Origin of the sequence: Myxococcus dinghuensis (assembly GCF_024198235.1) — a bacterium.
Taxonomy (GTDB): Bacteria; Myxococcota; Myxococcia; order Myxococcales; family Myxococcaceae; genus Myxococcus; species Myxococcus dinghuensis.
On record NZ_JAKCFB010000010.1, the window covers coordinates 29166 to 40590 of the forward strand.

Here is an 11425-nt window from a genome sequence, read left to right on the forward strand (position 1 = left end):
CTCCCCGACCGACGGGGCGCATCCCCACGTCTCGACTCAGAACGACGCCGCGGGGGCGCGAGCACGCCGTGAGAACCCCCTCGAGACGGAGTCGCAGTAGGCGGGCCGGGCGCCCTCCGTGACGCATTCTCCGCAGCCCTCCTCGAGGCAGCGGCTGGCATCCATCGGGAAGTCCGGAATCATCGTCGAGGCGAACGTTCCATAGGGGCTTCCGTAGCGGCCGTTGGACGCAGAGGCGCACCAGCGGGGTGGGTCTCCTCCCTCGCACTCGGGGCGCTCGCCGGGCAGGCAATACGCCTGCAACGCGCCCGCGTCCCGGAACTCCGGGGCCAGGGTGTGGTTCATCACCACGACGTCCGGCGCGTTGCCGGAGGCGACGGCGACGCGCAGGGCGTCACGCAACTGCGCTTCGTCGTCGAACTGGGAGACCACCACGGTATTTCCCGTCTGGGATTCATGACGCTGGGCCGCGTTGCCGAAGGCCACCTCGGGCATTCCTCCGAGCGCGTGCCACACCGCGAGGGTGGCGGGGTCCTCCGCCAGCGCGGCTCCTGCCTGGAGACACGTCGCCAATGCCGCCCACTTCCAGCGCTTCCTGCTCAGGACCTCCCCCCGTGTCCGTTCGAGCCCCGTGCCAATTCCTTCCACCCGGTGGGGCGGCGCGGATGTGGCCCGCGAGTATGGGATGGCATTGCTCGAATCACAGCTTGATTCGCTGTGAGAGGAATTGTCCGTCGCCCCTGCCGACGTGGGCGTGATGCCCGAGATGAAGGCAGTCGTGGGCCATGGCGCCAGATGACGCGGGAACTCTCGGAGCTGGATGGCGGGGGACGGCGGTGGGCCTCGGGGCCCGGATGTCTGCTATTGCGCGCGGGGCGCGGGCTTGCGCGGCTCGCGCGCGTCGCGGCGTTGCTGGGCGATGCGGTGGCGGGCCCACTCCGGCACCAGCTCCAACTCCTCGGGGAAGAACAGGTCCTCGCCGAGCCCGTCGACGCGGACCTGGATGAGCGGGTCGGTGGGGTACTGGTGGATGGGGTCGTCGTAGACGAGCGCCACGACCACGCCCATGCGCCCGAGGAAGCCCGGGGTGATGGTGCCGTCGTTGGAGGCGCTGACGACCTTGACGTGCTCGCCGATCCTCACGGGCGCGCCGTCCACGTCACTGCTCACGATGAGAGAAGGATCCTGGTTCATGGGGCATAGGAGCGGGGTTTGAGGGAGCGTGACGACACGAGGGCCATGAGCGCGAGCAGCGCCCAGGCAATGAGGTGATAGGAGGCGACGTGGCGCCAGTCCTGCTCGCAGGCCAGTTCGCCAACGAACGCACCGGTCGTGCCCACGGACAATCCCGCGCACAGCGCGCGCAGGGGCTGGAACACGGCGCCTCGCAGGGCGACCAGGGCGACCACCAACGGAATGAGGCCGAGCGCGAGGTGGCTGGCGGTGCAGACCCACGCGGGCAAGGTCGGCGCCGTATTCGGCGTGCCTCGCGCGAGCACGAGCGTGGCCGCGCAAGCCATGGCGAGCCCCACGCCCCAGCGACGCAGGACGCGCCCTCGCGGAGACAGGGCCGCCCAGGCGCAGACGGTGCTCGTCCCCAGGAGGAGGGCGAGCAGCGGCGCCCGGCCCAGCAGCGTCCCGAGGCTCAGCGCGCCGCCCAGCACCATCACGAGGGCGGCCACCAGCGCCAGTCCTCCCGAGGAGGCCACCAGCCACGCCACCTGTGTCCGCCAGCGGCGCACGGGCCGGTCCTGCGCGAGCTCTCCACGCGCGGCGGCCAGGGCTCGTTCCAGCGAGGCCGCCTGCGGACGAGGCGCCTCGGTGAGCAGGGCGTCGATGTCGACGGGCGGCTTCATGCCTCCGCCTCCAGCCCATCCAGCAACTCCCGGAGCCGCTCGTAGCCCCGGTGCGCGCGCAGGCGCGCCGCGCCCGCGCTGATGCCCCGCAGGGCGGCGATCTCGTCGAACGACCAACCCTCCACCTTGCTGAGCACCACCGCCTCGCGGTGGTCCGGTGGAAGTTGTTGGAGCGCGTCGAGCAGGTGTCGGCGGAGGGAGGGGTCCCCGGAGGGCGGGGACGCGGAGGTGGGTTCCGCGCTCCCTTCATCGGACGCATGCGCGTCCACGTGGCGTTGGTGGCGCAGCGAGTCCCGGGCGGCGTTGGCCGCGATGGTCATGAGCCAGGGCACGAACCGTGTTCCCGGGTCATAACGCCCCCGGGCTCGGATGACGGACAGGAAGGTGGTCTGCAAGAGGTCCTCGGCGAGCGGCGCGTCGCGCACCATGCGCGTCAGGAAGCCCTGCACGCGCGCGGCATGGCGCGCGAACAGCGCCTCGAAGGCGTCTGGTGCTCCGTCGCAGAACCGTTCCATGAGCTCTTCGTCCGAGGGACTCCCCATCACCCGGCTCATGGACGGCCTGCTCCGAAAAGTGTTTCCGGCGGAGTTTCCCCGGTGGGGTACTCCGCCAACTCATTGATTTGACGAGGGTCGGGTCGGGAGGTGGCGGAGAAGGAGGCGGTCCGCCGCGTGTCCCGGGGGCTCAGGTGGCCGTCAGCACCAGGCGGGCGATCTCCGGCGGCGCGGCCACCCGCATCGGCGGGCCGACGAAGCCGCAGCCCCGGCTGACGTAGAGCAGGGAGCCCCCGGTCCGGCTCAGTCCGGCGTTGCGGTCGCCCCAGATGACGTCCCCCACGAGGTTGCCGGGGAACATCTGTCCGCCGTGGGTATGGCCGGAGAGCTGGAGCCCCACGCCCCGCAGGGCGACCTCGTCGAAGTTGGAGGGCTGGTGCGCCAGCAGCACGCTGGCCCGGTCCGGTCTCACGCCGCGCAGCGCCGCGTCCAGGTCGTACCCGGGCTCGCCCATGCGCACGGCGCTCCAGTCGTCCACGCCCGCCAGGTCGAAGGACCCGCCCGCGTCGCCGATGGAGACGCTCCGGTTGCGCAGGACGTTGATGCCCATCCGCTCCAGGAAGGCCACCCACGCGTCCGCTCCGGAGTAGTAGTCGTGATTGCCGGTGACGAAGTACACGCCGTGGCGCGCGCGCAGCGCACCGAGCCCGGCGACGAAGGCCCCCAGGCGCTCCACCGAGCCGTCCACCAGGTCGCCGGTGATGGCGATGAGGTCGGGGGAGAGCGCGTTGGTGCGCGCCACCAGCTCGTCCACGAAGCGGCGCTCGAGCAGGTCGCCCACGTGGATGTCCGTCAGTTGCACCAGGGTGAAGCCATCCAGCGTCCGCGGCAGGCGGGGCAGGGGCACGGGGATGTCGCGCACGTCGGGCGGATGGAAGGCGCGCCACGCGCCGTAGCCGCTGACGGAGATGCCCGCGAGCCCCGCGCCCAGCGCCAGCCCCTGGGAGAGCAGGGCGCGGCGCTCCGGAGAGGTCGGCGCCTCGGGCTCGGGCGGGTGGCGTCGCCGGGCACGCCACGCGACGAAGCGCCGGGGCAGGTCCAGCGCGAGCGTGAAGAACAGCACGTACATCACCACGCCCGTCCACGACAGCAGGCCGATGCCCAGCACCCGGCTCGCCTCCGCCGGCAGCATCCAGTCGAGCACCCGGAAGCCCACGGTGCCGCCGAACCCCAGCGCGAACACGACCTGGGCGAACCGCCGGAGCCCAGCGCGGGGCGTCACGTCGCGGACGAGGCGCCGGTAGAGGTAGACGTGCGCCACAGCCAGCAGGGAGAGGACCGGGACGAGGAAGAGGAGGAGGCTGAGCCAGCGGGGCATGGCACTTCCCTGAATAGCGGATGCCGGGGTGGGGCGCCCGCCCATTCGGCCGGACGGGGTGGTTCATGTCGGCAGGCAGGCGATCACGCTTCCGCTTTCGTGGGATGCCCCGTCGGGGCAGGCTGTGGCCCTCGTTCATCACCGGTCTCCGGCCATCCTTCCCAAGAGGTCCTCACCATGCTTCGCACCCTGCTGCTCTGCGCCTTCCTCCTGCCCCTGGTGGGATGTGGAGATGACTCCAACGGCCCCTCGTCGGGCAACCCGGACAATGGAGATCCGACGAAGGTGACGTACGCGGAGAGCCTGGGCGTCGACCTGGCGGCGATGAACCGGCTGTCCAGCGGCCTCTACATCCAGGACCTGGGCGAGCCGGGGACGGGGGCGGAGGCGACGAACGGGACCGTCGTCGCGGTCCGTTACACGGGGTGGCTCCCGGACGGCGCGGAGTTCGACGGCTCCGGCGACGGACCGGCGCTGTCCTTCGTGCTCGGGCGGGGTTCGGTCATCAAGGGGTGGGACCAGGGCATCGCCGGCATGCGCGTGGGGGGCAAGCGCCGCCTCGTCATCCCCTCGTCGCTGGCGTACGGAGCGTCCGGCGTCCCGGGCGCCATCCCCGCGTACTCGGTGCTCATCTTCGACACGGAGCTGGTGTCGGTCCGCTGAGCGCACGGCCCGCCCCGTAGCGGCTTCCTCGCCTTCGATGTGGGGAGAGGGATGATATACGGGGAGTCACGTCTTCCGGGACCCAGGGGCCCGTCTCGAGTGCCTCGCGTGGGACAGCCCCACGGCCCGGAACGGGGGAGACGCGCGATGTCACGGGCCGAGCCGGAAGTGGTGGAGGAGGGCGGGGGGACGCTCCAGGCGCTCCAGGCGCTGTTGCTGATGGAGTCGCCCGACATGGCGGCGCGGTTCTACGAGGAGCTGAGCGCGGCGCAGCGGGAGCGGCTCCTGCGGGACGCCGCGCAGGTGTCGCCGAGGGATCGCCAGCGGCTCGCGGAGGTGCTGCGGTGGGCGCGGGACTTCTCCGGGGCCGCGTCGCTCCTGCAGGGCTGCGACATGGACGCGCGTGTCGCGGAGCTCTACCTCCTGGACGGGCAATACGTGGAGGCGGCGGAGGCGTTCCTGCGCGCGGGTGACGTGGAGCGCGCGGCGGCGGCCTTCGAGCGCGGCGGCGCGCTGGAGCGGGCGCTGGAGGTGTACCGGGGCCTGGGCGCGCGTGAGTCGGTGGCGAACTGCCTGGTCCGCCTGGGGAGGCCCTTCGAGGGCGCGCAGCTCTACCGAGAGCTGGGGCAGCTCCACGCGGAGGTGGACGCGCTGGGGTGTGTCCCCGTGGGCGACGTGCGGCACGTGGAGTCCGTGCTGCGCATGTGCAAGCTGCTCGACGCGGAGGGGTACACGCGCCGGGCTCTGGCGCTCCTGGCGGACACGGTGCGTGGCTCGGAGGGCGCCCGGGGGGACCCGGCGCTGGTCGCGGAGAAGGCGAGGCTCTTGCGGCGCATGGGCATGGACGCGGAGGCGGAGGCCGTCATCGCGCGCCTCCCCGCGCCCACCCCCGAGCAGGACGCGAGTGGCTACGACTACCTCAAGGCCATCCCCATCTTCGGCGAGCTGTCGCTGGCGGACATGAAGGACCTCCACCGCGTGGCACGGCAGGTGCTCCTCCCCGCGGGGAGTGTCCTGCTGGAGAAGGGGACGCTGGGCGTGGGCCTCTTCGTGCTCCTGGAGGGCAGCGTCGACGTGTTCAGCGGCGCGGAGCCGGACGCCCGGCACCTGAACACCCTGGGGCCGGGGGCCTACCTGGGGGAGATCTCCCTCGTCCAGGACGCGCCCGTGTCCGCCCGGGCGAAGGCGCGCACGACGGTGCGGGCGCTGCGCATCACCCGCGCGGGGTTCCAGCACTACCTGGACACGCACGAGGCCGCGGCGCTGCGCATCTACCGGCTGTTCACCCAGAACCTCGCGGCGCGGGTGCGGGCCCTGAGCATCTAGCGCTCGGCGTACTTCGGTCGTCAGGCGGGCCTCGGCTCTCGCGTCGGCGGTCGTCGGCTCCGGTTGGCTTCCTGTCGCCGGGGCATGAGATGCTCGAGCCTTCGGTCGAGTGCGGCCTGCCACGGAGCCTCGACGCGCGTGGGGGAAGCCATGAACGGCCGTCTGGAGTTGCGGAGCGTCACCTGTTGGGTGGCGCTGTCCGTGTTGTTGGGGGCCGTGGTGTCGTGCGTGAAGCGCCCCGTGGACTACGAACGGGAGTTCGCGCGGACCCTCGCGCCGACGAAGCTGGAGACGCAGACGCCTTCGGCCTCCCAATCCCTCAGGCCGCTCCGGGTCCGGGTCTATGCCGACTCGGACTATCGAGACCAGGTGCTGCGCTGGCGCAGCACCGTCGTCGCCCAGCTCCAGCGCGCGAGCGCGGTGGTCCGGGGCCCGCTCGGCGTCGTCTTCGAGCTCGAATCGACCCGGGAGTGGGCGCATCGCGGTGTCGAGGGGGAGCTGGAGAAGTCCCTCGTGGAGCTGGAGACCCTCGACCCGGGCGAGGACGTGGACCTCGTCATCGGCTTCGTGTCGTCGCTCAAGTTCTTCTCCTCGTCGCAGCACGAGCTGGGCATGGCGCGGATGTTCGGGCGCCACTGCGTGCTGCGGGAGATGGGCAATCCGGAGGAGGTCCGCGCCATCATGGGCGTGCTGACGCACCTGCCGGAGGCGGAGCGGGAGTCGCTCTATCACGAGCGCAAGCTGCACAAGGAGACCTCCGTGTTGCTGCACGAGTGGGCCCACACGCTCGGGGCGTTCCATGTCGGCAACTCGCACTGGATGATGTTCCCCTCCTATGCGCCCAACCAGGGCGCGTTCGCGCCCCAGACGATGGAGCTGCTGGCCACCAGCCTCCGGCATGCTTCGAATGGACGCCGCGACGCGGCGGCGGCGAAGGCCTGGGCCACCGAACTGGGGACGTGGATCAGCTCCACCACGTGGCCGGACTGGGAGGGCCCGGAGAAAGACGCCGTCGTCGACTGGCTCGCGAAGGTGCGCGAGGGCAAGGTCCCGCTGGGGCCGCGCCACCAGGCTCCGCCCATGGCGAGAGATGACCAGAAGCGATTGGAGGAGATCCTCTCGCTGGACCAGCAGGGGCGCGTCGAGATGGCCGCGCAGCAGGTGGAGCCCCTCGCGCGGCGCTACCCGGAGGACGCGCGTGTGCAGGGCATCGTCTGCTACCTGGGCACGCGCGCGGCGCCCACGCTGCCCGCCACGCGCGAGCAGTGCGAGGCCACCGCGGAGCACTTCCGGGACGCGCCGCAGGCGCCCTTGCATCTGGCGGCGTTGGACCTCCGGGGGGGGCGTCCCCTCGAGGCGCAGGCGCAACTGCTCCGCGCCCGTCAGCGCATGGCGGCCCAGCCCGCGACGCCCGCGGCGCTGTGGAACGACCTGGCCGCGTTCTTCAAGGAGACCGGCGCGGTGACGTACACCGAGCAGGCCCTGGAGCGGGCCGCCGGTGGCCGGGACTTCGAGGCGCTGCGGAGCTGGACCTCGCAGACGCGGCGGTGGTTGGCACTTCCGACGGATGTGTCGCGGAGCGGCGTGGCGATGGAGCGCGAAGGGGAGCTGGTGCGCGCCGCCAAGGAGGTGGAGGTGGCTTTCGACAAGGGGCCCACGTCGAAGGTCCAGTCGCGCCTGGCTTGGATGAAGCGGGAGTTCCCACGCGCGGCGATCCTGCACGTGTTCGACTGTGAGGTGCATCTGCGCGCGGGGCGCCTGGGACCGGCGCGCGCCGCGTGTCGGGAGGCCGTGGCCGCGCATGACGAGGCGGTGCAGGCGCACTTCATCCTGGGGTGGTTGGCGACCAACGCGGGCCGGCGCGCGGAGGCCCGCGAGCACCTGGAGCGCGTCGTCACGCTCGAGCCCCGTCACATGGAGGCCTGGCGGCTCCTGGCGGACCAGTACCGCGCCGTGGGGATGGCGGAGGCGCTGAAGCAGCTCCAGACGCGCTACCGTGAAGAATTCGCCGCCGAGCTGCGGTGATGCGCGGGGCCCCGGGGCGTTGCGCGTCGCGCGCAAGGGCTCGCGGGGCGGGCGCCGTGTTGACAATGGCGGGTGTCTGTCTTATCTATTCCGCATCATGAGGACCGTCTCCTTCACAGCCCTGCTGATTGCGCGCCCGTCCGCGCCGGCGGCGGACGTGTGCCTCGCCCCCCGTCACGAGGTTCTGCTCGACATTTGAGCAGGCGGGCCGGAGTCCTTCCGGCGCGCGGGTCCGCTGGTTCCCGTGTGCCGTGAAGTCCGGTTCCGCCCAGGCTCCGAGGGAGCCCTCGTGTGCCCGCATGCGTCCCTGAGCGAGCCTTCCGCGCTCCTCCGGCGTGTCGCGCGTGCGTGTGCCTGGGGCGTCCCGTGTCGGCAATCCCTCTCAACCCGCGCCTTCACCCATTCCAACCCGTGGGCCTCGCTGCCCGACGGGAACGGAGTTCCTATGTCCCGCAGCACGCGTATCGAGCGGTATCGCAACATCGGCATCATGGCGCACATCGACGCGGGCAAGACGACGCTCACCGAGCGCGTCCTGTTCTTCACCGGTCGCATCCACTCCACGGGCGAGGTGCACGCGGGCGACACGGAGATGGACTGGCTGCCGCAGGAGAAGCAGCGTGGCATCACCATCACCTCCGCGGCCACGACGGCGTTCTGGACGCCCAGGCAGGGCCCCAACGCGGGCGCGGCCCACCGCATCAACATCCTGGACACGCCGGGACACGTGGACTTCACCATCGAGGTGGAGCGCTCCCTGCGCGTCCTCGACGGCGCGGTGGCCGTGTTCGACGCGAGCCAGGGCGTGGAGCCCCAGTCGGAGGCCGTGTGGCGGCAGGCGGACCGGTACGGCGTGCCCCGCATCGCGTTCATCAACAAGATGGACAAGGTGGGGGCCGACTTCGCGATGAGCGTGGAGTCCATCGAGGAGCGGCTCGGGGCGCGGCCCGTGGCGGTCCAGCTCCCGCTGGGCGACGGCGCGGACTTCCACGGGCTCGTGGATCTGGTCCGCATGAAGACGGTCCTCTTCGACGGCGAGGACGGGGTGTATCGCGAAGGCCTGCCCATCGCGCCGCAGGCGCGTGAGCTGGCGGAGGCGATGCGCCAACGACTCATCGAGGCGGCGGCGGACGTGGACGAACGGGTGCTGGAGAAGTTCGTGGACGGGCGGTTGGAGGACATCACCGAGGAGGACCTCGTGCGTGCGCTGCGCGCGGGGACGCTGGCCCGGACGTTGGTGCCGGTGCTGGCCGGCTCGGCGTTCAAGAAGAAGGGAGTGCAGATGCTGCTGGACGCCATCGTCGACTACCTCCCCGCGCCGTCGGACCTGCCGGCGGTCGAGGGGCTCGTGCCCGGCACGCAGCGGCGCGCCTCGCGCGTCCCCTCCGACGAGGAGACGCCGACCGCGCTCGTCTTCAAGCTGATGAGCGACAAGTCCGTGGGGAGCATCGTCTTCCTGCGCGTCTATTCGGGCACGCTGCGCGCGGGCACGGTGCTGGTCAACGCGGCCACCGGCAAGCGCGAGCGGGTGGGACGGCTGATGTTCATGCATGCCAATCGCAGGGAGGAGGTCTCGGAAGTCCATGCGGGAGACATCGCGGCGGCGCTCGGCCTCAAGGGCGTGCGCACCGGCGACACACTGAGCGACCCGGAGGCACCGCTGGTGCTCGAGTCGCTCGGCGTCCCGGAGCCCGTGGTGCAGCTCGCCGTGGAGGCGCGCTCGACCGCGGAGCTGCCGAAGTTGGAGGAGGGCCTGCACCGGCTGGCGGCGGAGGATCCGTCGCTGAAGGTGGGGGTGGATCCGGAGAGCGGCCAGGTGCTGCTGTCCGGCATGGGTGAGCTGCACCTGGAGGTCGTCGTGGATCGACTGAGGACGGAGTACGGCGTGGAGGCGCGCGTGGGGCAGCCCGAGGTGGCCTACCGCGACACGCTCAAGCGCGCGGTGCGCCAGGAGTACCGCCACGCCCGCCAGTCGGGCGGGCCCGGACAGTATGCGCGCGTGGTGCTGGACGTGGCTCCGGCGGCGCGCGGCGCGGGGCTCGTCTTCGTGGACGACACCAAGGGTGGCTCCATCCCGAAGGAGCTGGTGCCGGCCATCCAGAAGGGCGTGACGGGCGCCATGGCGCGCGGCGTGCGGGACGGCGTGGCGTTGGTCGACGTGGAGGTGCGGCTGGTGGACGGGGACACGCACGTGCGTGACTCGACCCCCCAGGCGTTCGCCATGGCGGGCTCGCTCGCGCTGCAGGAGGCGGTGAAGGCCGCGGGCGTGCAGGTGTTGGAGCCCGTGATGGACGTGGAGGTCACCACGCCGGAGGAGTACCTGGGCGACGTCCTGGGGGACCTCGCGGCGCGGCGGGGGCGGGTGCTGGGGATGGAGACCCGGGGCAACGCGCGGCTGGTGTCGGCGCGCGTGCCCATGGCCAGCCTCTTCGGCTACGTGACGGGCCTGCGCGGCCGCACGCAGGGCAGGGCCCAGGCGAGCATGCGCCTGGGGACGTACGAGCCGCTGTCGGAGGCCCTCCAGGCCGCCCTGACGGAGGCGCGTGCGTGAGGTGAGGTAGGAGGTGGGGGGCCCCGGTTGGCCACGGGGCCCCCTCCGTCCGGCGGGGACGCGCGTGACGTGCGCGCCCCCGGGCGACGCGCTAGAACGGAGGCGACATCCGAGGCCCCTCCGGAGCCTCCCCATATCGCCATGGCCCATCCTCCTCGCTCGTTCTCCCAGGGGCTTCGTCGCGCGCTCCTGACTGGTTTCGTGGTCTCCTCGTCCCTGTCACTCGCCGATGAGGCGCGCTCGGAGGCGAAGGCGCCTCCTCCGGCACATGCTCCGGAGGGGAGTCCTCACTGGGGCTACGTCGACACGCTCGGGCCCACGCACTGGGGCGAGCTGCCCGGCGCCCGCACCTGCGCGAACGGCAAGGAGGAGACGCCCGTCGCGTTGGTGACGTCCTCCGCGGCCGTCGACCCGCAGCCGGCGCCGGTCTTCCGTTACGCCTCCAGCCGTGTGCGGATGGTGAACAATGGCCACACCGTGGAGTTCCAGTACGACGGTGGCAGCACGCTGCGGGTGAACGGGAAGGACTACACGCTCGCGCAGTTCCACTTCCACACCCCCAGTGAGCACACCGAGGACGGCAAGCACTTCCCCTTGGAGATGCACCTGGTGCACAAGGACGCGAAGGGCCGGCTCGTGGTGATGGGCGTGTTCTTCGAGGTCGGGGCCCACAACGCGGTGCTCGACACGGCCTTCAGCCACCTGCCCTGGGGCGAGGGCGAGCACAGCGACCCCCAGGGCGCGCTCATCCAGGCCTCCGCGCTGCTCCCCAAGGACCCGACGTATTTCCACTACCAGGGCTCGTTGACCACGCCGCCTTGCACGGAGGGCGTCGAGTGGTACGTGATGAAGCACCCGGTCACGTTGTCGGATGTCCAACTGGCCAGCTTCCAGCGGCTGCCCCACATCAACCCCAACAACCGGGCCATCCAGCCGCTCAACGCACGCACCGTGTATCTGCACGCGAGCGTCGTGGAGTCGCCCGCGGTGTCCCGGGTCGAGGAGTAGGCGGGCAGGCTCCCGGTGGCACGGCCGTGGGGTAAAACGTACGGCACCCCGTTGATTCCGCGGGACTTTGGGGCGAGGAGCGGGCAGGGTCTCCCGCCGTGATTCCGGAATGGGCGGGGGGGCC

Annotated in this window: 10 protein-coding genes; 5 read left to right on the top strand and 5 right to left on the bottom strand. The window is 71.6% G+C overall.

The annotated features are described in order from the left end of the window. Positions 1–36 precede the first annotated feature (36 nt). The 5 genes from LZ198_RS15895 to LZ198_RS15915 form a co-directional block, all read right to left on the bottom strand. The gene (locus LZ198_RS15895) at positions 37–573 is read right to left on the bottom strand and encodes a type 2 periplasmic-binding domain-containing protein (protein WP_253972814.1); all 537 of its coding nucleotides are present in this window, start codon (positions 571–573) and stop codon (positions 37–39) included. 288 nt (positions 574–861) lie between these two features. After that, positions 862–1194 carry a Carotenogenesis protein CarS gene (locus tag LZ198_RS15900; protein ID WP_253972815.1) on the bottom strand — a complete coding sequence of 111 codons (333 nt, stop codon included), beginning with the start codon at positions 1192–1194 and terminating at the stop codon, positions 862–864. Continuing rightward, complete coding sequence (locus tag LZ198_RS15905) at positions 1191–1856, bottom strand: DUF1109 domain-containing protein (protein WP_253972816.1); 666 nt, start codon at positions 1854–1856, stop codon at positions 1191–1193. Before LZ198_RS15905 ends, LZ198_RS15900 begins: the two co-directional genes overlap by 4 nt. Next, positions 1853–2398 (bottom strand): RNA polymerase sigma factor, encoded by a 546-nt coding sequence (locus LZ198_RS15910; protein ID WP_253972974.1) that lies wholly within the window; start codon positions 2396–2398, stop codon positions 1853–1855. The genes LZ198_RS15905 and LZ198_RS15910 overlap by 4 nt, the downstream gene beginning before the upstream one ends. Before the next feature lie 142 nt (positions 2399–2540). After that, a complete protein-coding gene (locus tag LZ198_RS15915) occupies positions 2541–3728 on the bottom strand; it encodes a metallophosphoesterase (protein WP_253972817.1) in 1188 nt (395 codons plus the stop codon). A 177-nt stretch (positions 3729–3905) separates the two neighbouring features. Here LZ198_RS15915 and LZ198_RS15920 point away from each other — a divergent pair, with 177 nt between their 5' ends. The 5 genes from LZ198_RS15920 to LZ198_RS15940 all read left to right on the top strand — a co-directional run bounded on the left by LZ198_RS15920 (position 3906) and on the right by LZ198_RS15940 (position 11301). Further along, positions 3906–4391 (top strand): FKBP-type peptidyl-prolyl cis-trans isomerase, encoded by a 486-nt coding sequence (locus tag LZ198_RS15920; protein WP_253972818.1) that lies wholly within the window; start codon positions 3906–3908, stop codon positions 4389–4391. A 147-nt stretch (positions 4392–4538) separates the two neighbouring features. Then, on the top strand, positions 4539–5717 hold the full coding sequence (locus LZ198_RS15925) for a cyclic nucleotide-binding domain-containing protein (RefSeq protein ID WP_253972819.1): 1179 nt from the start codon (positions 4539–4541) through the stop codon (positions 5715–5717). A gap of 150 nt (positions 5718–5867) precedes the next feature. After that, positions 5868–7742: a tetratricopeptide repeat protein gene (locus LZ198_RS15930; protein ID WP_253972820.1), complete on the top strand. Its 1875-nt coding sequence runs from the start codon at positions 5868–5870 to the stop codon at positions 7740–7742. 445 nt (positions 7743–8187) lie between these two features. Beyond that, a complete protein-coding gene (fusA, locus tag LZ198_RS15935; RefSeq protein WP_253972821.1) occupies positions 8188–10293 on the top strand; it encodes an elongation factor G in 2106 nt (701 codons plus the stop codon). A 141-nt stretch (positions 10294–10434) separates the two neighbouring features. Continuing rightward, the gene (locus LZ198_RS15940; protein WP_253972822.1) at positions 10435–11301 is read left to right on the top strand and encodes a carbonic anhydrase; all 867 of its coding nucleotides are present in this window, start codon (positions 10435–10437) and stop codon (positions 11299–11301) included. The last annotated feature ends 124 nt before the right edge of the window (positions 11302–11425 follow it).

Coding starts and splice junctions, on each gene's coding strand:
- LZ198_RS15900 (WP_253972815.1), bottom strand. CDS start 1,194: ATGAACCAGGATCCTTCTCTCATCGTGAGCAGTGACGTGGACGGCGCG.
- LZ198_RS15905 (WP_253972816.1), bottom strand. CDS start 1,856: ATGAAGCCGCCCGTCGACATCGACGCCCTGCTCACCGAGGCGCCTCGT.
- LZ198_RS15910 (WP_253972974.1), bottom strand. CDS start 2,398: ATGGGGAGTCCCTCGGACGAAGAGCTCATGGAACGGTTCTGCGACGGA.
- LZ198_RS15915 (WP_253972817.1), bottom strand. CDS start 3,728: ATGCCCCGCTGGCTCAGCCTCCTCCTCTTCCTCGTCCCGGTCCTCTCC.
- LZ198_RS15920 (WP_253972818.1), top strand. CDS start 3,906: ATGCTTCGCACCCTGCTGCTCTGCGCCTTCCTCCTGCCCCTGGTGGGA.
- LZ198_RS15925 (WP_253972819.1), top strand. CDS start 4,539: ATGTCACGGGCCGAGCCGGAAGTGGTGGAGGAGGGCGGGGGGACGCTC.
- LZ198_RS15930 (WP_253972820.1), top strand. CDS start 5,868: ATGAACGGCCGTCTGGAGTTGCGGAGCGTCACCTGTTGGGTGGCGCTG.
- fusA (WP_253972821.1), top strand. CDS start 8,188: ATGTCCCGCAGCACGCGTATCGAGCGGTATCGCAACATCGGCATCATG.
- LZ198_RS15940 (WP_253972822.1), top strand. CDS start 10,435: ATGGCCCATCCTCCTCGCTCGTTCTCCCAGGGGCTTCGTCGCGCGCTC.